At 63.7% G+C, this 18746-nt stretch carries 19 protein-coding genes; 9 read left to right on the top strand and 10 right to left on the bottom strand.

Translation table 11 applies throughout. The annotated features are described in order from the left end of the window. Positions 1-150: 150 nt before the first annotated feature. Entirely contained in the window at positions 151-1440 is a 1290-nt protein-coding gene (locus FHR23_RS10360) for an adenylosuccinate synthase (RefSeq protein ID WP_184003625.1), read from the bottom strand. A 148-nt stretch (positions 1441-1588) separates the two neighbouring features. Here FHR23_RS10360 and FHR23_RS10365 point away from each other — a divergent pair, with 148 nt between their 5' ends. From FHR23_RS10365 to FHR23_RS10385, 5 genes are all read left to right on the top strand, one after another. Continuing rightward, positions 1589-2596, top strand: coding sequence for a fumarylacetoacetate hydrolase family protein (locus FHR23_RS10365; protein WP_184003627.1), 1008 nt, complete (start codon positions 1589-1591; stop codon positions 2594-2596). Then, positions 2596-4167 carry an alpha,alpha-trehalase TreF gene (gene treF / locus FHR23_RS10370; protein WP_184003629.1) on the top strand — a complete coding sequence of 524 codons (1572 nt, stop codon included), beginning with the start codon at positions 2596-2598 and terminating at the stop codon, positions 4165-4167. Before FHR23_RS10365 ends, treF begins: the two co-directional genes overlap by 1 nt. 105 nt (positions 4168-4272) lie before the next feature. Then, positions 4273-5559, top strand: a complete 1287-nt coding sequence (locus FHR23_RS10375) for a 3-methyl-2-oxobutanoate dehydrogenase (2-methylpropanoyl-transferring) subunit alpha (protein WP_184003631.1) — start codon at positions 4273-4275, stop codon at positions 5557-5559. Between the two features lie 80 nt (positions 5560-5639). Further along, a complete protein-coding gene (locus FHR23_RS10380; RefSeq protein WP_184003884.1) occupies positions 5640-6644 on the top strand; it encodes an alpha-ketoacid dehydrogenase subunit beta in 1005 nt (334 codons plus the stop codon). Between the two features lie 6 nt (positions 6645-6650). Next, positions 6651-7979, top strand: a complete 1329-nt coding sequence (locus FHR23_RS10385; RefSeq protein ID WP_184003633.1) for a dihydrolipoamide acetyltransferase family protein — start codon at positions 6651-6653, stop codon at positions 7977-7979. Positions 7980-8010: 31 nt separating this feature from the next. Here FHR23_RS10385 and FHR23_RS10390 read toward each other — a convergent pair whose 3' ends face one another. Genes FHR23_RS10390 through FHR23_RS10420 form a run of 7 tightly spaced genes read right to left on the bottom strand, consistent with a single transcriptional unit; the run spans position 8011 to position 13194 of the window. Continuing rightward, the gene (locus FHR23_RS10390) at positions 8011-8853 is read right to left on the bottom strand and encodes a PdaC/SigV domain-containing protein (protein ID WP_184003635.1); all 843 of its coding nucleotides are present in this window, start codon (positions 8851-8853) and stop codon (positions 8011-8013) included. A gap of 47 nt (positions 8854-8900) precedes the next feature. Then, positions 8901-9683 (bottom strand): SDR family NAD(P)-dependent oxidoreductase, encoded by a 783-nt coding sequence (locus FHR23_RS10395; RefSeq protein WP_184003637.1) that lies wholly within the window; start codon positions 9681-9683, stop codon positions 8901-8903. A 12-nt stretch (positions 9684-9695) separates the two neighbouring features. Next, positions 9696-10493 carry a crotonase/enoyl-CoA hydratase family protein gene (locus FHR23_RS10400; RefSeq protein ID WP_184003639.1) on the bottom strand — a complete coding sequence of 266 codons (798 nt, stop codon included), beginning with the start codon at positions 10491-10493 and terminating at the stop codon, positions 9696-9698. Positions 10494-10519: 26 nt separating this feature from the next. Continuing rightward, the gene (locus tag FHR23_RS16770) at positions 10520-11146 is read right to left on the bottom strand and encodes a winged helix-turn-helix domain-containing protein (RefSeq protein WP_184003641.1); all 627 of its coding nucleotides are present in this window, start codon (positions 11144-11146) and stop codon (positions 10520-10522) included. 33 nt (positions 11147-11179) lie between these two features. Then, positions 11180-12112: a transposase gene (locus FHR23_RS10410; RefSeq protein ID WP_184003643.1), complete on the bottom strand. Its 933-nt coding sequence runs from the start codon at positions 12110-12112 to the stop codon at positions 11180-11182. Beyond that, positions 12100-13035, bottom strand: coding sequence for a hypothetical protein (locus tag FHR23_RS10415; protein WP_184003645.1), 936 nt, complete (start codon positions 13033-13035; stop codon positions 12100-12102). The genes FHR23_RS10410 and FHR23_RS10415 overlap by 13 nt, the downstream gene beginning before the upstream one ends. A gap of 6 nt (positions 13036-13041) precedes the next feature. Next, positions 13042-13194, bottom strand: a complete 153-nt coding sequence (locus FHR23_RS10420; RefSeq protein WP_184003647.1) for a hypothetical protein — start codon at positions 13192-13194, stop codon at positions 13042-13044. 130 nt (positions 13195-13324) lie between these two features. Here FHR23_RS10420 and FHR23_RS10425 point away from each other — a divergent pair, with 130 nt between their 5' ends. From FHR23_RS10425 to FHR23_RS10440, 4 genes are all read left to right on the top strand, one after another. Next, complete coding sequence (locus FHR23_RS10425) at positions 13325-13768, top strand: PaaI family thioesterase (protein WP_184003886.1); 444 nt, start codon at positions 13325-13327, stop codon at positions 13766-13768. Next, positions 13765-14148, top strand: a complete 384-nt coding sequence (locus FHR23_RS10430; RefSeq protein ID WP_184003649.1) for a PaaI family thioesterase — start codon at positions 13765-13767, stop codon at positions 14146-14148. The genes FHR23_RS10425 and FHR23_RS10430 overlap by 4 nt, the downstream gene beginning before the upstream one ends. 377 nt (positions 14149-14525) lie before the next feature. Next, positions 14526-15968 (top strand): glucuronate isomerase, encoded by a 1443-nt coding sequence (uxaC, locus tag FHR23_RS10435; protein ID WP_184003651.1) that lies wholly within the window; start codon positions 14526-14528, stop codon positions 15966-15968. 4 nt (positions 15969-15972) lie between these two features. Continuing rightward, entirely contained in the window at positions 15973-16980 is a 1008-nt protein-coding gene (locus tag FHR23_RS10440; RefSeq protein ID WP_184003653.1) for a sugar kinase, read from the top strand. Positions 16981-17252: 272 nt separating this feature from the next. On the opposite strand, the gene FHR23_RS10445 is transcribed toward FHR23_RS10440, so the two are convergent. After that, positions 17253-17873, bottom strand: a complete 621-nt coding sequence (locus tag FHR23_RS10445; RefSeq protein WP_184003888.1) for a 2-dehydro-3-deoxy-6-phosphogalactonate aldolase — start codon at positions 17871-17873, stop codon at positions 17253-17255. Beyond that, a complete protein-coding gene (locus FHR23_RS10450; protein ID WP_343043109.1) occupies positions 17863-18729 on the bottom strand; it encodes a 2-dehydro-3-deoxygalactonokinase in 867 nt (288 codons plus the stop codon). Before FHR23_RS10450 ends, FHR23_RS10445 begins: the two co-directional genes overlap by 11 nt. Positions 18730-18746 lie beyond the last annotated feature (17 nt).

Consider the following 18746-nt stretch of genomic DNA (forward strand, 5'->3'; position numbering starts at 1 on the left):
TCCAGCCCTGATAGCCTGCAAAAGGTAGCTTTCCGCGCTTCCAGTGCTCACGTACTGAAAGTACGCTGCGCGCCGGGTCACGAGAATCCACCATTTTCGTCACATCATCTTCTGAATGGCGATCCGTCCTAAGAAGCGGTTTTCGGCCGGTCAGTCCGCAAACGGATCGCGTACCAGAATGGTGTCATCGCGTTCCGGGCTGGTCGAAACCAGCGCCACCGGGCACTGGATCAGTTCTTCCACGCGGCGAATATATTTGATCGCCTGCGCGGGCAAATCAGCCCAGCTCCGCGCCCCTGCGGTCGATTGCGACCAGCCCTCAACCTCTTCATAGACTGGCTCGACCGCTGCCTGATCGGCGGCATGGGCGGGGAAATGGTCGAGCGTTTCGCCGTTCAGGCGATAGCCGGTGCAGATTTTCACCGTCTCAAAGCCGTCGAGCACGTCAAGCTTGGTCAGCGCAATGCCGGTCACGCCAGACACCGCCACCGATTGCCGCACCAGCACCGCGTCGAACCATCCGCACCGCCGCTTGCGCCCCGTTACCGTGCCGAATTCATGCCCGCGCTCGCCCAGCCGCGTGCCGATTTCGTCATGCAGCTCGGTCGGGAACGGCCCGGAACCGACCCGCGTCGTATAGGCCTTGGCAATACCCAGCACGAAACCCACCGCGCTCGGCCCCAGTCCCGATCCGCCCGCCGCGGTTCCGGCGATGGTGTTGGACGAGGTGACGAAGGGATAGGTGCCGTGGTCGATATCGAGCAGCACACCCTGCGCCCCTTCGAACAGGATGCGCTTGCCCGCGGCGCGCGCGGCGTTGAGCATGTGCCAGACCGGCCGCGCATAGGGCAGCACGAAACCCGCAATCTCCTTCAGTTCGGCCAGCAGCGCGGCGCGATCGATCGGCGGTTCGCCGAACCCGGCGCGCAGGGCGTCATGATGCGCGCTCAGCCGGTCGAGCTGCGGGTCGAGATCGTCGAGATGCGCCAGATCGCAGACCCGGATCGCCCGGCGCCCGACCTTGTCCTCATAAGCCGGACCGATGCCGCGCCGGGTGGTGCCGATCTTGCCCGCGCCGCTCGCATCCTCACGCAATCCGTCGAGATCGCGGTGGAAGGGCAGGATCAGTGCGCAATTGTCGGCGATCATCAGCGTGTCGGGCGTCACCTCCACGCCCTGTTCGCGCAGCCGGGTGACCTCCGCCTTCAGCGCCCAGGGGTCGAGCACCACGCCGTTCCCGATCACGCTGGGCGTGCCGCGCACGATCCCCGACGGCAGCAGCGACAGCTTGTAGGTGGTGCCCCCGATCACCAGCGTATGGCCGGCATTATGCCCGCCCTGAAAGCGCACGACGACATCCGCCCGCTCGGCGAGCCAGTCGACAATCTTACCCTTGCCTTCATCGCCCCACTGGGCGCCGATCACCGCGACATTGGCCAACGCTGTTTCTCCAAAGCGTCACAAATCCCGGGCGCGCCCTAGCCTGCCCCGTTGATCAGGTCCAGCATTGCCGCACAGCGCCGCTCGACATTATGTGCCGAAGGACTATGTCAGCCGACACAATACCAAGATTCCGAGAGGAGAATGCATGAAACTCGCGAGCCTAAAACATGGTCGCGACGGCAGGCTGGTCGTCGTGTCCCGGGATCTCGCCTGGTATGCCGATGCATCGCATATCGCCCCGACGCTGCAGGCAGCGCTGGACGACTGGAACCGGCTGCTGCCCGACCTGCAGAATCTCGCCACCGATCTGGAACATGAGACGATCCCGCGGGAACGTTTTCATGAGCATGAAGCCGCCGCCCCCCTGCCGCGTGCCTATCAATGGGCGGACGGGTCGGCCTATGTGAACCATGTCGCGCTGGTGCGTCAGGCGCGTGGTGCCGAACTGCCCGACAGTTTCTGGCACGATCCGCTGATGTATCAGGGCGGATCGGACGGTTTTCTGGGTCCGCGCGACGATATTCCGCTGAAGGACGAAAGCTGGGGCTGCGATCTGGAGGCCGAACTGGTGGTCGTCACCGGCGACGTGCCGATGGGTGCGAGCCGCGAAGCAGCACTGGCGGCGGTCCGGCTGGTCGGGCTGACCAACGATGTGTCGCTGCGCAACCTCATCCCCGGCGAACTGGCCAAGGGGTTCGGCTTTTTCCAGTCGAAACCGGCTTCCGCCTTTTCCCCCGTCTTCGTGACGCCCGACGAACTGGGCGACTGGTGGAGCGACGGCAAACTTGACCGCAAGCTGATGGTCGATCTGAACGGCGAACCGTTCGGCCGCGCGCTGGCGAGCGAGGATATGACCTTCGATTTCGGCACGCTGGTCGCGCATGCGGCAAAGACACGCAATCTGGGTGCAGGCACGATCGTCGGGTCGGGCACCGTGTCGAATCGCGATGCCGATGGCGGGCCGGGCAAGCCGATTGCCGAAGGCGGCGTCGGCTATAGCTGCATTGCCGAGGTGCGGATGATCGAAACCATCCAGAACGGCAAGCCGTCCACCGGCTTCCTGAAAGCAGGCGACACGGTGCGCATCTGGGTCGAGGACGATCAGCATCATCCGATCTTCGGTACCATCGAACAGACGGTGGCAGCCGCTTGATGCTGCGACGTATCCCGGCACTGTTGCTTGCTGTCTGCGTACTCGCCGCAGTGCCGGGATGCGCGTCGCGATCCGCCGACACCAACTGGCCCAAATCGCCGCAACAGATTTACGGCGACCTGTATCGTGCGGTGGAGATGCGCGCCATCTTTCCCGACAGCAAGACCTTTGCCGATGCCGTGCCCAAACGACCGGTCAAGGACATACTGACTGCGTACAAGGCCGGCGACTATTCCGACAACGCGGCCCTGCGCCGCTTCGTGCTCGCCAATTTCGACGTGCCGGGGGTGCAGCCCGCGCCCAAACCGGGCCTGACACAGTCCGGGCCGCGCCTCGGGCTGCTCCAGCATATTGCCGCGCTGTGGCCGCACCTGACCCGCCCGCCGCTGAAGCCGAAGCCGGGCAGTTCGGCGCTAGCGCTGCCCTATCCCTATGTCGTACCGGGCGGGCGGTTTCGTGAGCTTTATTACTGGGACAGCTATTTCACCATGCTGGGCCTGAAAGCGGACGGGCGCGAAGATCTGATCGATTCGATGATCGGCGATTTCGTGTCGCTGATCGAACGCTACGGCCATGTCCCCAACGGCACGCGCACCTATTATCTGCATCGCTCGCAACCGCCGCTGCTCTATCGGATGATGGGGCTTTCCGATGTCACCGACCCCGATGTGCTGAAACGCAGGCTGGCGGCGCTGAGGACCGAACATCGCTGGTGGATGTCGGGCAGCCATGTCGTCACCATGCCCGACGGTGCCATCCTGAACCGCTATGCCGGCGGCACCGACACGCCGCGCGACGAAAGCTATCGGGAGGATGTGCTGACCGCGCGGCACAGCGAGCGTCCACCCGGAGCGGTCTATCGCGATTTACGAGCAGGGGCGGAAAGCGGCTGGGACTTTTCCTCGCGCTGGTTCGCGGACGGCAGGCACCTGACCACCATCGATACGATGGATGTCGTGCCGGTCGATCTCAACAGCCTGCTCTATGGTATGGAACGCACCATCGCGAGTCAGTGCCAGTTGCTCGACGATGCCGCCTGCGCCAAACACTATACCGCCATCGCCGACAAGCGCCGCGCGGCGATCGAACACTGGCTGTGGGACGATGAACTGGGCCGCTATGGCGACTGGGATATCGTCAAGCGCGAAATCCGTCCCGGCGTCACCGCCGCCACTGCCTATCCGCTGTTCACCGGAGTGGCGAGCCGCGCCCATGCCGACCGCGTCGCGCGGATCATCCGCCACGACCTGCTGGCCCCCGGCGGATTGCGCACGACCCGTGTCGATACCGGCCAGCAATGGGACAAGCCCAATGGATGGCCGCCGCTGCAATGGATTGCGGTGGAGGGGCTGCGTCGCACCGGTCACACCCTGCTGGCGCAAATCATCGCCCATCGCTTTTTGCATACGGTCGAGCGCACCTATCAAAATACCGGCAAGCTGGTTGAAAAATATGATGTCGAGCGCGCAAAACCGGGCGGCGGCGGCGAATATCCGCTGCAGGACGGGTTCGGCTGGACCAATGGCGTAACCCGCGCGTTGATCGCCCAATATGGCGAAGCGAGGTACTGAATCCATCTTCCCTCTCGCCATCGACGTTGAAATTTTATAACAAGCGGTTGAAATGTGATTCCGCGCGCGATGCCATGACGCGGAAAGAGGAAATTTGGAGAGCATATGACCGGCGACCCGAAGCGCGCCAACCTGCCACCCATGTCGCTTCATGTTCCGGAACCGAAGTTCCGGCCCGGCGACGATGTGGATTTCAGCGATTTCGACATTCCCGCCGCCGACTCCGCCCGGCGCCCCGACACCGGCGATAATCCTCGCGATTTTCACGAACTGGCGTTCGGGCTGGTGCGGGTGCTCGACGATCAGGGCAAGGCGGTCGGCGCATGGGATCCGAAGCTCGATGCCGATACGCTGCGCACCATGCTGCGTTCGATGGCGCTGACCCGTGCATTCGACGAACGCATGTTCCGCGCGCAGCGGCAGGGCAAGACCAGCTTCTATATGAAATCCACCGGCGAGGAGGCGGTTTCGGTAGCGGCGACGATGGCGCTGGCATCGGACGATATGTGTTTCCCCAGCTATCGCCAGCAGGGCATCCTCATCACGCGCGGCTACAGCCTAGTCGAGATGATGAACCAGATTTATTCGAACAAGGGCGACAAGCTGCAGGGCAAGCAGTTGCCGATCATGTATTCGTCGCGCGAGAAAGGCTTTTTCTCGATCTCCGGCAATCTGACCACCCAATATCCGCAAGCCGTGGGCTGGGCGATGGCATCGGCGTCGAAGGGCGATAGCCGCATTGCCGCGACCTGGTGCGGCGAAGGGTCGACGGCAGAGGGCGACTTCCACTCCGCCTGCACCTTTGCCAGCGTCTATCGCGCGCCGGTGATCCTGAACGTCGTCAACAACCAATGGGCGATTTCCAGCTTTTCGGGGTTTGCAGGGGCCGAAGCGACGACCTTTGCCGCGCGCGCCATCGGCTATGGCATTGCCGGGCTGCGCGTCGACGGCAACGATCCGCTTGCCGTCTATGCCGCGACGCACTGGGCGGCGGAACGCGCGCGCACCAATCAGGGGCCGACCCTGATCGAGCATTTCACCTATCGCGCCGAGGGGCATTCGACGTCCGACGATCCATCCGCCTATCGCAGCGCGCAGGAATGGTCGTCCTGGCCGCTGGGCGATCCGATCATGCGGCTGAAAAACCATCTGATCGCGCTGGGCGAATGGGATGAGGACCGGCAGGCGGCGATGGACAAGGAACTCGCCGAGATGGTCCGCGCCGCCCAGAAGGAAGCGGAGAAGAACGGCGTGCTGGGCCATGGCATGCACCAGAAGTTCGAGACAATGTTCGAGGGCGTGTACGAAGACATGCCCTGGCATTTGAAGGAGCAGCAGCAACAAATGCTCGATGAAGATGTGGCCGCGGGCCGTCCGGGGCCGCGTCGATGACCGCAATCACCCCCGATCCGCTGGCCGACGAGGCCGCCCGCATCGCGCCCGAAGCGGAACGCGAAGGCGAAACCGTGCGCATGAACATGATTCAGGCGATCAATTCCGCCATGGATGTGATGATGGCGCGCGACGACAATGTCGTCGTGATGGGCGAGGATGTCGGCTATTTCGGCGGCGTCTTCCGCGCCACCGCGGGCCTGCAGAAGAAATACGGCAAGACGCGCGTATTCGACACGCCGATTACCGAATGCGGGATTATCGGCGTGGCGGTGGGCATGGGCGCCTATGGCCTGCGGCCCGTCCCCGAAATCCAGTTCGCCGACTATATCTATCCCGCGCTCGACCAGCTGGTGAGCGAGGCGGCACGGCTGCGCTATCGCTCGGCGGGCGAGTTCATCGCGCCGCTGACCGTGCGCTCCCCCTTTGGCGGCGGCATTTTCGGCGGGCAGACGCACAGCCAGTCGCCCGAAGGCATTTTTACGCATGTTTCGGGCCTGAAAACGGTGATTCCGTCCACTCCCTATGATGCCAAGGGGCTGCTGATCGCGGCGATCGAGGATAATGATCCGGTCATCTTCTTCGAACCCAAGCGCATCTATAACGGGCCGTTCGACGGCCATTACGATACGCCAGCCAAGAACTGGTCGAGCCATCCGGCGGGCGAGGTGCCGAGCGGATATTATCGCATCCCGCTGGGCAAGGCCGCCGTCGTGCGTCCGGGCGAGGCGGTGACCATCCTGTGCTATGGCACGATGGTTCATGTCGTCGCCAACACCATTGCCGAAACGGGCGTCGATGCCGAAATCATCGACCTGCGCACGCTGATGCCGCTCGATATCGACACGATCATGGAGTCGGTCGAAAAGACCGGACGCTGCATGATCGTGCATGAAGCCACCCGCACCCAGGGGTTCGGTGCCGAACTGTCGGCAGTGGTGCAGGAACGCTGTTTCTATCATCTGGAAGCACCGATCGAGCGCGTCACCGGCTTCGACACACCCTATCCTCACAGCCTCGAATGGGCCTATTTCCCCGGCCCCGTACGCATTCGCGAGGCACTCAAGAAAATCCTGAAGGACTGATCCGTCATGGCGCGCTTTACGTTCAAGCTTCCCGATATCGGCGAAGGCATTTCCGAGGCAGAGATCGTCGCCTGGCACGTCAAGGTCGGCGATACGGTCGAGGAGGATGCCCAGCTTGCCGACATGATGACCGACAAGGCGACCGTCGAGATGGAAAGCCCGGTTGCGGGCACCGTGCTCGAACTGGCAGGCGAGGTCGGAGACCAGATTCCAATCGGCTCCATGCTGGTGGTGATCGAAACCGAAGGCGAAATCGAAGACGCTTCCGACGAAGTAGCGGAACAGGTCGACGCCGAAATGCCGGGCACCGAGGAATCGGCACCGGCTAAAGCCGTCGCCACCACTGCCGCGCAGGATGCAGCGATCCGCGCCGAGGCGAAGGAAAAAGACCTGCCTCCGCCGCCCGCGCATCAGCAGACCGACACGGAAATCCGTGCAGCGCAGGGGCAGCAGGCCCCGGCCCGACCGACGGATCACGCCGTCCTCGCTTCGCCTGCGGTGCGCAAGCGCGCGCAGGGTCTGGGTGTCGATCTGGCCGAGGTAAAGAGCGACGGCGATCGCGTGCGCCACGCCGATCTGGACGCCTATCTGCGCTATCAATCGGGACAGGGCTATCACGCCCCGCATGTCAGCCGTGCGCGCGACGACGAAGCGATCAAGGTGATCGGGATGCGCCGCCGCATTGCCGAAAATATGGCGGCGTCCAAGCGCAGCATCCCGCACTTCACCTATGTCGATGAAATCGACGTGACCGAACTGGAGGCGATGCGCGCGGACCTGAACGCCCATCGCGGCAACCGGCCCAAGCTGACACTGTTGCCGCTGATGATCGTCGCGATCTGCCGCACGCTGCCCGACTTTCCGATGCTTAACGCCCGCTATGACGATGAAGGCGGCGTGGTGACGCGCCATGGCCGGGTGCATATGGGCATGGCCACGCAGACCGATACCGGGCTGATGGTGCCCGTCATCCGCGATGCGCAGGACAGGAATGTCTGGCAGCTCGCCAGCGAGATCACGCGCCTTGCCGAAGCCGCGCGTACCGGCAAGGCGAAGTCGGAGGAGCTGTCGGGTTCCACCATCACCATTACCTCGCTCGGCCCGCTGGGCGGCATTGCCACGACGCCGGTCATCAACAAGCCCGAAGTCGCGATCATCGGTCCCAACAAGATCGTCGAACGGCCGGTGTTCGACGGCGATGATATTCGCCGGGCGAAGCTGATGAACCTGTCGATTTCCTGCGACCATCGCGTCGTCGATGGCTGGGACGCGGCAAGCTATGTTCAGGCGCTGAAGAAACTCCTCGAAACGCCGGTGCTGCTGTTCGCGGACTGAATCAGGTACGGCACCGGCCCGCTAAACGAATCTAGCCACCGGTTCCGGGAAAGGATGGCCGATAGCGTTTGGCGATATAGGGGATCATCGCCTTCGGAATCGGCAATTCGACGCGATAGTCGCCCTCCGCATAGGGACCGGCGACATAGGGCGGCACGATGAAATCGATCCGCCCGAATTTCCCGCCGACCGGATGGGTGAAAACCACCTCGATCCCATCGCCAAATGCGGGGCACGCGGTGAAATCGTCCACCGGCCCGGCATCCTTTTTCAGATCCGCGACCGCAACATTGCGTTTCTTCGCGCGCTGCCGGTCGAGTTGTGCGCAAAAGGCCGGATGCACCGTCGCCAGCGCTTTAGCGCGATGGGTGAACAGCGCGTCCAGCGGGATTTCATGGTTCTGCACCTTGTCCCAATAAAGCGTCTGATAGATCGGCATGCCGTGCGCGCCGCCGGTAAACTGATATCCCTCCGACTCCAGCACCAGCAGTTGCGGAAGGTCCGCCGCTACCGACCAGTCGGTGCTGAACGAAAAGGGATAGCGCGGCGCATCGGCGGGCATGTCCTTGTCATAGTCGGCCCGTTCTTTCAGGATGCTTGCCTTACCCTTTTCCGCGCGGTCGCGCAGCATGTTGGCAAGGTCCGGAATGGCGGCAGCAGCAGCCGGAATCCTATAGTCGAACTCCAGCGCATCGGTCTTCTGCGAAAGCCTGATCGGCTGGGCTTTTACCGGTACGGCAGGGGCCGATCGGTTCGCCGCAACCGGCGCGGCGGCATTGGCCGTCGAAGCAGAATTGCTTGCAATTCCAGCGTCCGGGGACGGCGAGCAGGCGGTAACGGCCAGCGCCACCGCGAGAATCGGATAAAAGCGCATATGAGCTCCCAAATAGTCAGTTGCGTCACATCGCCGGCAAGCATCGATCAGTTCCGGTCCTGCTGCAACTTTGCAACCGTCCGCCGCAACATACCGCGCGGTGCCAGCCGAGTGGAAAAAGCCATGACCCGGTTCATCATCCCCGACACTCGCACCGCAGCATTGGCATCGAGCGCCGCCAGCCCGTCGCGTACCACCGTCGCGGCATCGCTGCCGAAGCGGTTGAATAACTCCGTGTTCCCCATCCCCGCAACGTCGGCGAATTCGGTGCGTGTCGGCCCCGGACACAGGGCTGAAACGCGGACACCCGCCCCCTTTACTTCCTCATGCAGCGCCTCGGAAAAGCTCAGCACGAATGCCTTGGTCGCATAATAGACCGCCATCCACGGCCCCGGCTGGAATGCTGCGGTGGAAGCGACATTCAAAATGCCGCCCGAACGCATCTGTACCATTCCCGGCAGCACCGCATGGCTCAACTCCATCAGCGCCCGGCAATTAAGATCGATCATTCGGGCAAGCCCGGCGCGATCCTGATCGACGAATGCGCCGGCCGCCCCGAACCCGGCATTGTTGATCAGCAGATTGACCGACAGCTGCTGCTTGCCGATGGCAGCCATCAGCGTTTCGACCGCCCCTGCTTCCGACAGGTCAGCGGGAAACACCGACACCGCCACGCCGTGCGCAGCGCGCAACCGCTCGGCCAGCGCCTCCAGCCGTTCCACCCGCCGGGCGGTCAGTATCAGGTCGGTTCCGCGCGCCGCCAATGCTTCGGCAAAGCCTTCGCCCAGTCCCGCCGATGCTCCGGTAATCAGCGCTGTTTCGCGTGCCATTTCATACCTCTCTCAATCGTCTGCGGGGTCAGCGAATGCGGGCGCGCGGCGTTCCATATTGGCGCGCACCGCTTCCATCTGATTCGGGGAATACATCAGTTTTGCCTGTTCATCGCTTTCCGATTGCAACAGCGCCGAAGCCGGTTCTTCCGGCATCCGGTTCGCCAATCGCTTGGCCGCACGCACCGCATCCGGGTTACGACCGGCAATCTGTGTCGCCAATGCCATTGCCTCGGCCAGCGGATCAGCGGCCAGCCGAGTGACGAAGCCCAGCTTTTCGGCTTCCGTCCCGTCAAATTCACGCGCGGTATAGATCAGCGCACGCAGATGATCGTCGCGCACCAGTCCGCGCCACAGCGCATAGCCCGCCATGTCGGGAACAATTCCCCATTTCATCTCCATGATCGAAAAGCGGGTGTCGGGTGCGGCGATGCGGATATCCGCCCCTGAAAAAATCTGCAGACCGCCACCAAAGACGACGCCGTGCCCCGCCGCGATGACCGGCACCGGCAAGCTGCGCCAGCCCCAGGCAACCTGCTGAAACAGATTAGCGATGCCATGGGTGCGCTCCCCCAAACCTGTAACCGGCGCACCGCCCGCCATGCTGGCCATGTCCAGCCCGGCACAGAAGCCGCGCCCCTCGCCCGAAAGCACAGCCACGCGCACATCCCGGCGCGTCCGTAGGTCCGCGATGACGGCAGCAATCGCTTCGAACATTGCGGGGTCGAGCGCATTCAGCTTATCCGGCCGGTTCAGCCGGACATCGGCAATCCCGTCTGCAACCTGCAGGGTGACGCGTTGCGAATCCATGGCGGTCCTCCGATTGTGCAGCCCCCTTATGCCGCGTTCGGAGGGGTGAGGCGATAGCCCTTGCCGGGAACGGTGTGCAGCATCGGTGCAGCAAAGCTGCGGTCCAGCCGTGCACGCAACCGCGACACATGCACCTGCACCACATTGGTACCGGGATCGAAGTCCAGCCGCCATATGTTTTTCAGCAGTTCGGCGCGGCTGACCGTTCGCCCCGCATGCTCCGCCAGATAGAGCAACAGCCGGTATTCGCGCGGAAGCAGGTCGAGCGACTTGCCGTCGCGCCGAACGCAAGCGTTCAGCCGGTCGATTTCGAGCGGCCCGATCCGCAGGCGATGTGCCTCCCCCCGGCGCAGCATCGCTGTCACCCGCGCGACAATTTCCAGCGGCTGTGTATCGGCAAGGACGGCGTCCTCCGCGCCGGCATCCAGCGCTTCGGCGATTGCGGCAGAATCGCAATTGCGCGACACCAGCATCACGGGACCATGCCAGCCCTGCGCCCGCACGCGTTCCAGATGACGGTTCACCGGCTCCTTTCCCGCCCAGTCCAGCAAGGCGGCCCGGATATCCCCGGACCGCTGATGCCACGGCGTGACGCGCACCCCGCGCGCAGCGAGCGCGTGCGTCAGAGCATCTCCCTCAATATCGCTCGCCACCCCGATCATCCGCGTGGCAGGCTATCCCACCAATCACGCCGCGCCAGCCGAACCGCCTCCATTTCGGAGCTTGTCGTGCAGCATTTCCAGATCCCGGCATGCGTTCTGCGCCACCAGCGCATCGGGATCGGCGGTCGCGCGGTCCAGCCACCGACCGGCGGCTTCCCCGTCCGCTTCCGCCGCAACGAGCGCACGCACTGCGGTCAGCCGCATCCGCGCGCTGGCATGGGAAAAGGCAAAGCGTTCAGCAAGATCGCGTCCATTGCCGTCCATTTGCGCGGCGATGGTCAGCAATACTTCGGACGCCGTGGTGGCCAATCCCGCCTCGATCCGGTTGCCGGCAATGTCGAAGCGATACTGATCGATCCAGGGCTGTTCGGGATCCTGCCCCAGAATATTGAGCGACACCGAAAACGCATCGGGCGGCAACTGGACATGCACGTCGCGGCGCATGCGATAGAGCATCAGCCGCCCCTCCTCCAGCCGCGAGCGTTCGATATAGCGCAGCCCCGCGGGCGATCCCGGCACCCCCGTCACTTGCTGCGCATCATATTCGAAATAGTCGCTCCAATAGCCCGGCCCCAGATAGCCGACGGTCAGGAACGGGAAATTATGATCGTGGGGGAGGTCGTAGAAAAAGGTTCGCGGCCCGCTCGCCCGAAAAACGGCATCGCCGCGCGCAGGCCAGAAATTCGCGCGCACCAGAAAACGTCCGTCCGGCGGGTGCAGGATCAATACCTGCGGGCCGTATCCACGTGCGCGTGCCGCATCGTCGCGCCGCTGTTTGAGTGCATCAATCGCCGCATCGGCCAGAAAGCTTCGGTTGCGACCCAGTCGGGCGAGCGACGGCCCCAGTGCTGCAAATGCGTCTTCGTCGCGCACGTCGATCCGGCTGGCGGCAAGCATGTCGACCAGTTCCGCCGGTTCGATCGCAGCCTGATCGCCCGGATCGATCAGGCGGGGCATGTCTGTGCCTCCTCCATGCGGCGTCGCTCCACCACGGCCAGCATGTGCGCGGCAGCCTTGCGAACCTCCGCATGGGCATCCGCCGCTGCCATTTCCCGCAACCGCGATTGTGCCGACAACGCATCGAGCGCAAGCCATTCGCGCATCGCTTCCCAGCGCAGAAAATGATGGCGGTGCCGGGTCGCTGCCTCAAACTGCGCGGCGGCATCGCTGCGCCCCGACACCCGCAGCAAGGTCAGCAGCATCGACCGGCGCGCGGCATCCGGATCGGCAATTTCGGCGGATAGCATCTGCCCGTCGCTGCACCGATATTGGCGGCGTATTCCATCGCCTTCCCCGCGGAACCGTATCTGCACCGCCACTATATCGCACCGGGCATCGACAAGGCGATGCACCTGATACCGGCCATCGCACAGAACGACGTCACCATCGCTGATCGTGATATCCGCAAGACGGCGCAGCCTGCTCGTATCCGAGGTCAGTTCCCAGCGCTGCAACCGCGCCGTTCCCGCCCGATGATAGGCGGTCAGCACCCTTTCGCCGGGCAGCACAACGGCATCGGTCGCGGCGCGAAGGTTCAGTTCCGACGCTGACCACAGTGCAACGCTCAGCCGCGCCCGACCGCTGTCCCATAGCGCCAGTGTCGTACCGGTCGCATCCCTGCGCATCTGTACCGGCAGGTCGGCAAAAGCATCGACCTGCAATGCGCTGACCAGCGGCGAAAGCAGGTCAGGCGGCCATGCCCTGTCCGTCAGCATCGCGCGCGCTGCATTCAGTCCCGCATCATCCTCGCCAAGCTGCTCCAGCCGCGCGCACATTTCCTTGAAAGCCCGCGAACCGTACCATTGCCGAGCCACCGCCTCCCGCCGTTCATGCGCGGCCAGTACGGCGTGCCGGAATGCGCTGTCCGCCGGTTGCGGCATCTTCACTCAGATGGCGGTAGGCAACATCGACTGGGCAATCGAAACGATCAGTTCATACAGCGGATCGGAATCCCCCTGTGCGGTGGCAAGCGTCCCCGGCATGGCCAGCGGTGTGTCGAGATCGACGATATCGGCATGCTCCAGCGCAAGGCGTTCCATCTTCATCCTCCTGATCCGATTGATGCATGCACGCTATCGACGCACCGGACCGTGGCGTAGTTACAAGCGTGTAACCCCCCTCTTGCCGCGCACGATTGCGCTTCGCCCGATCCCGCGCTACTCGCCGGACATGGCAGCACCCGCGCTTCCTCCCGGCTTTGATCCGGCACGATTTTTTACCGCGCGCAGCACGGGCCATGGTGCTCGGCTGGGCATCCGATACCGCGCCCATGGCGATGACTGGGCTGAACTGGCACTGCCCTACAGCCCGGAACAGGTGGGGCAGCCCGATACCGGCATATTGGCATCAGGGCCCATCGTTACCCTGATGGATATGGCGACCAGCGTTGCGGTGTGGCTGCGGCGCGGCGTGTTCGCACCGCAGGTGACGCTCGACCTGAGGATCGATTATCTGCGTCCCGCGACACCGGAAAAGACGATCATCGGTCACGGCGAATGTTATCGCATGACCCGATCGGTAGCGTTCGTGCGCGGGCTGGCGCATGACGGCGATGCGGACGATCCGCTGGCCCATGTCGCGGGCACGTTCATGCTGCTGGGAGACGGGGAATGACCCTGCCGCCCTATGCCGATCTGCTCGGCCTGCACCTGGAACCGCAAGCCGATGACGCACCGCCGGTGCTGATGCTGCCCTTTGCCGAAGCGGTGACCGGGCGCCCGAACTTCCTGCATGGCGGTGCGATCGGGGGTTTGCTGGAAATGGCCGCGATCGCGGCACTCTATCACGCACTCGATCAGGCGCAGGCACAGATCAAGCCGATCAATATCACCATCGATTTCATGCGCGGCGGGCGTCCGAAAGAGACCCGCGCAATGGGTATCGTCAGCAGGCTGGGAAGCCGGATCGCCAATGTCGAGGCAGTGGCATGGCAGGACGATCGCGAAACCCCGATTGCCTCCGCCCGCCTCAACTGCCTGATCAAACGCGCCTGACATTGCACCGGGCAGGGGCTGGTAGCGATACCAGATTTAGTTGCAGGCGCCGGTTTGAAGGGCTAGGCCGTAAACCCATAAACGGCACCGTCGAGGCGTCCAAATGGCGAACAGATCGGGCCGAACGACGCGCGGCAAAGGCTCTTTGCCTTTGCAAGCGGCGTTCGGTTCTAGATGGAAGCCATTTGGGCGTCCCTGCGGGATTTGGCCAAAATGGCCCGGTGCAGCGTCGAAAAGTCTGGAAATATTGACATATTCCTGCGCCTTTCCTCCTTGCACCACGCCATTTTGACTCAAACCTCGATGCTGCCGTTTATGGGTTTACGGCCTAGTGCCACAGAATACGCCAGCATAAGACGAACAGAGGATGCTCCGCCATGGCACGCCCGCTTGAACTGGACCCCGACCGGCTGTTTCCCGCCGACCCGACCACCCGCGCCATTGCCCGCAGGCTGTACGATCCGATCGCATCCCTGCCGATTGTCAGCCCGCACGGCCATACCGATCCGCACTGGTTCGCCGACAATGGCTGCTGGACCGATGCAACCTCGCTGTTGCTGGTGCCCGACCATTATGTCTTCCGGATGCTCTATAGTCAGGGCGTCGATCTCGATACGCTTGCCATCCCGCGTATCGATGGCCCGCCAAAGACCGATCCGCGCGAAGCCTGGCGCGTCTTTGCGCAGCATTACACGCTGTTTCGCGGCACGCCGTCACGGATGTGGCTCGACCATGTATTTGCCGAGGTGTTCGGGTTCGACGTCGCGCTGGAGGCCGAAACCGCCGATCATTACTATGATATCATCACCGAAAAGCTGGCGACCGACGCCTATCGTCCCCGCGCGCTGTTCGACCGGTTCAATATCGACTTTCTCGCCACCACCGAAGGGCCGCAGGACGACCTTGCTCCGCATCACCGCATTCACCAATCGGGCTGGCCGGGACGTGTCGTCACCACCTATCGCCCCGATGCGGTGATCGATGTCGAGCATGAGGGGTTCGGCGCGGCGATGGAGCGCTTTGCCGAATGGACCGGTGAGGACGTATTCAGCTGGTCCGGCTATCTGGCCGCGCATCGCAAGCGGCGGGCCGATTTCCGCGCCGCCGGGGCAACCGCGACCGATCACGGCCATATCACTGCCGCCACCGCGAACCTGTCCTCCACCGACGCCGAAGCGCTGTTCGCCAGAATCGTCGGCGGTAGCTGGACCCCTGCCGACGCCGAATTGTTCCGTGCCCAGATGCTCACCGAAATGGCGGCGATGAGTGTCGAGGACGGCATGACCATGCAAATCCATCCCGGCGTGGCGCGCAATCATAATGCCGGGCTGTTCGCCAGCCATGGTCGCGACAAGGGTGCCGATATCCCGATGCGCACCGATTATGTCGGCGCGCTGCGCCCGATGCTCGACCGGTTCGGTAACGAACGCGACCTGACGGTGATCCTCTTCACGCTGGACGAAAGCACCTATGCCCGCGAACTGGCGCCGCTGGCCGGGCATTATCCCTGCCTGCGGCTGGGGCCGCCCTGGTGGTTCCATGACAGCCCGGAAGGGATGCGTCGTTTCCGCGAAATGACCACCGAAACCGCTGGCTTCTGCAACACCGTCGGGTTCAACGACGACACCCGCGCGTTCCTGTCGATTCCCGCGCGGCACGATGTGGCGCGACGCAGCGACTGCGCCTTTCTCGCTCGGCTGGTGGCGGAAGGCCGCATGGCCGAATGGGAAGCGGCGGAGGTTGCGCTGGACCTGACCAGCCGACTGGTCCGCACGGCCTATCATGTCGATACGCCGCTCAAACCGGCAAAGGCGGCCTGAGCCGATGGGCCGGTTTCTGGCTTTCGGAGAGGTGATGCTGCGCCTGTCGCCGCCCAATCGCGAGTTGCTGCTGCAAACCCCGCAACTGAGCGTGTGGACGGCAGGTGCTGAGGCCAATGTCGCGACCGCGCTTGCCGTGCTGGGGCATGACACGGGGCTGGTGACGGCACTGCCCGACACCGCGCTGGGCGACGCGGCACTACGCCATCTGCGCGGGAACGGCGTCGATTGCCGGAATATCCGCCGGTGCGCGGGGCGGATGGGGCTGTATTTCGTCACTCCCGGCGCCGGGCTGCGTGCGACCGAAGTGGTGTATGACCGGGCAGGGTCGGCCTTTGCCGAGACGCCCGCCGACCACTGGGACTGGGATGCGCTGCTGGACGGAGTCGACCGGCTGCATCTGTCGGGCATCACCCCGGCGCTGGGGCCGGTTCCGGCGCAGGCGGCGCTGCGGGCGGCTCAAGCGGCGACGCAACGGGGCATCGCGATTTCCTTCGACGGCAATTACCGGGCGCGGTTGTGGGAAAGCTGGGACAGCGATCCGCGATCGATCCTGACCGAGCTGATCGGCCATGCCGACCTGTTGTTCGGCAACCACCGCGATATCGGGCTGCTGCTGGGCCGCAGCTTCGGCAATGACGGCGAGGCACGGCGGCGGGAGTCTGCCGAAGCAGCGTTCGCGGCGTTCCCCAGGCTGCGATGGATTGCGTCCACCGCGCGCCACGTGGTCGATGCCGACCGGCACCGGCTGTCGGCCCGGATCGACGGCCGCGACAGGCATGCTCAGACCGAGGAAATCGCACTGTCGGGTATTGTCGACCGGATCGGCGCAGGCGATGCCTTTGCCTCCGGCGTGCTGCACGCGCTGCGGCTGGGCAAGGATGCCGCAGCAATGGCGGCCGACGGGCTGGCGCTCACCTGCCTCAAACATTCGCTACCGGGCGATGCCAGCCTGTTCAACCGTGCCGAACTGGAAGCATTCGTCGCGGGCGGCGTGGACGTGAAACGCTGAGCCTTTCGGGCCGGACCCGCCATTTCTGATGCAGATATGAAAAAGGCGAGGCCGCAGCCTCGCCCTTATTTGGTGCAGTCAAACTGCTTGTTAACAGCCAGCCTGCGATTTCTGAACACGCATTTTTTCGTGTGATTCATCGACTGTCAAGCCAACCGCAACGGCATGGTCATAGCCTCCCTGGCTGGACGGCTAACATCGGCAAGGTCATGCGGCGAGGCTGAAGTCGGGGAGAGGGGGGTGTCTCCTTCAACGGAAGGGGAAAGCCCCTATCACGACAGTTCTGCCATAAATGCCCTCGCCCTGTCCCCGACGTCTTCCGACGAAAAGCCGGGTTTATACAGCGCTGACCCCAGGCCGAACCCCGCAGCACCCGCCGCCTGCCAGGGTTGCATGGTTTCCGGAGTGATGCCGCCCACCACCAGCAGCGGCACATCATCGGGCAGCACCGCGCATTGCGCTTTCAGCACCTTCGGCGTCGCCGCTTCGGCAGGAAAGAGTTTAAGCCCATGCGCACCTGCCTTTACAGCGGCAAAGGCTTCACCGGGCGTGAAATATCCCGGCAATGATATCATTTCGGACTGTACGGTGGTCGCAATGACGTCAACGTCGGTATTGGGCGATATGATCAGACGTCCGCCAGCCTTTCTTACCTGCCGAACCTGATCGACAGTCAGCACCGTTCCTGCGCCAATCAGCACCCTGTCGCCGAACCGGCGTGCAAGCCGCCCGATACTGTCGAACGGGTCGGGCGAATTGAGCGGCACTTCAATCATCATGAAACCGGCCCCAATCAGGGCCTCGCCCACCGACTCCACCTCTTCGGGGCGCACGCCACGCAGGATCGCGACCAGCGGGCATCGCGCCATCGCGGCTTCAAGGTCAGGATGCATCGGCACGAATCATTCTCCAGATATGCGTGATTCCGGCCACGAAAGCCGCATGGCTGTCGATCGGCACGGAACGTCCGCCAAGCTGATCGATCGCCGCCGCATACAAACAGCCGAGCGCCGGGTCGGCCAGAATGTGGACACAGCTTCCCGGCTCCAGCGCCTGCTCACGCACGTCGCTGCCGATCAGCAGGCCGCTGACATGGGCGGCAATCTCTTCACGGGCACGAATACCCAGCAGGGCGCTTGCCCGTTCGGCGAATAACGGCCCCAGTAACGCGCCTTTCTGTGCCAGTGCGACGCCGTCACGAAAGGCATCGCCGTCGCGTACATCTCCGTCCAGAAAGTCCGCGAGCAAGCTATGCTTGCGCAGCAGCGCGAATATTTCACCGGTCATGCCGGTTCTGAACCCCGCCAGCCGCGAGTCCGTCATGCGCGCCCATTTGCAATGGGTTCCCGGCTGGCAAAGCAACGCGTCCGCCGGGGCCAGCCCCGCCGCCACCGCGCCCAGAAGCTGCACCTCTTCACCGCGCATAATGTCGCCGACACCATCCGCTATCGTGCACACACCGGGGACGAGGGCGGTTCTGCCCGGTTCGACCCATAACAGGTTGGCCGCAAGTGACTCCAGGTCGACCGGGCAGCGCTGATAGGGCACCTCCGCCCAGCCTTTTACCGAGCCGACCATACCCGCGCACAGCATCGGCAGATCGCCGAACAATGCCCTGATTGCAGTGGCAGAATTCGCAAAACCGCCTTTCGATACGGCAAGCAGGCCCTGATCATCGCGTTCGGTCGCGATGACCCGGCCTGCCCCGTCGATGCTGTAGGCACGCCGGTTGGTCGTGCCCCAGTCCACCGCAATCAGTTCCGGCT

The organism is Stakelama sediminis, assembly GCF_014199335.1.
Lineage (GTDB): Bacteria > Pseudomonadota > Alphaproteobacteria > Sphingomonadales > Sphingomonadaceae > Sphingomonas > Sphingomonas sediminis.

Coding starts and splice junctions, on each gene's coding strand:
- FHR23_RS10400 (WP_184003639.1), bottom strand. CDS start 10,493: ATGGATTCGCAACGCGTCACCCTGCAGGTTGCAGACGGGATTGCCGAT.
- FHR23_RS10425 (WP_184003886.1), top strand. CDS start 13,325: ATGGCAGCACCCGCGCTTCCTCCCGGCTTTGATCCGGCACGATTTTTT.
- FHR23_RS10420 (WP_184003647.1), bottom strand. CDS start 13,194: ATGGAACGCCTTGCGCTGGAGCATGCCGATATCGTCGATCTCGACACA.
- FHR23_RS10440 (WP_184003653.1), top strand. CDS start 15,973: ATGGGCCGGTTTCTGGCTTTCGGAGAGGTGATGCTGCGCCTGTCGCCG.
- FHR23_RS10365 (WP_184003627.1), top strand. CDS start 1,589: ATGAAACTCGCGAGCCTAAAACATGGTCGCGACGGCAGGCTGGTCGTC.
- FHR23_RS10375 (WP_184003631.1), top strand. CDS start 4,273: ATGACCGGCGACCCGAAGCGCGCCAACCTGCCACCCATGTCGCTTCAT.
- FHR23_RS10445 (WP_184003888.1), bottom strand. CDS start 17,873: ATGCATCCTGACCTTGAAGCCGCGATGGCGCGATGCCCGCTGGTCGCG.
- treF (WP_184003629.1), top strand. CDS start 2,596: ATGCTGCGACGTATCCCGGCACTGTTGCTTGCTGTCTGCGTACTCGCC.
- FHR23_RS10415 (WP_184003645.1), bottom strand. CDS start 13,035: ATGCCGCAACCGGCGGACAGCGCATTCCGGCACGCCGTACTGGCCGCG.
- FHR23_RS10385 (WP_184003633.1), top strand. CDS start 6,651: ATGGCGCGCTTTACGTTCAAGCTTCCCGATATCGGCGAAGGCATTTCC.
- uxaC (WP_184003651.1), top strand. CDS start 14,526: ATGGCACGCCCGCTTGAACTGGACCCCGACCGGCTGTTTCCCGCCGAC.
- FHR23_RS10395 (WP_184003637.1), bottom strand. CDS start 9,683: ATGGCACGCGAAACAGCGCTGATTACCGGAGCATCGGCGGGACTGGGC.
- FHR23_RS10380 (WP_184003884.1), top strand. CDS start 5,640: ATGAACATGATTCAGGCGATCAATTCCGCCATGGATGTGATGATGGCG.
- FHR23_RS10390 (WP_184003635.1), bottom strand. CDS start 8,853: ATGCGCTTTTATCCGATTCTCGCGGTGGCGCTGGCCGTTACCGCCTGC.
- FHR23_RS10430 (WP_184003649.1), top strand. CDS start 13,765: ATGACCCTGCCGCCCTATGCCGATCTGCTCGGCCTGCACCTGGAACCG.
- FHR23_RS10410 (WP_184003643.1), bottom strand. CDS start 12,112: ATGCCCCGCCTGATCGATCCGGGCGATCAGGCTGCGATCGAACCGGCG.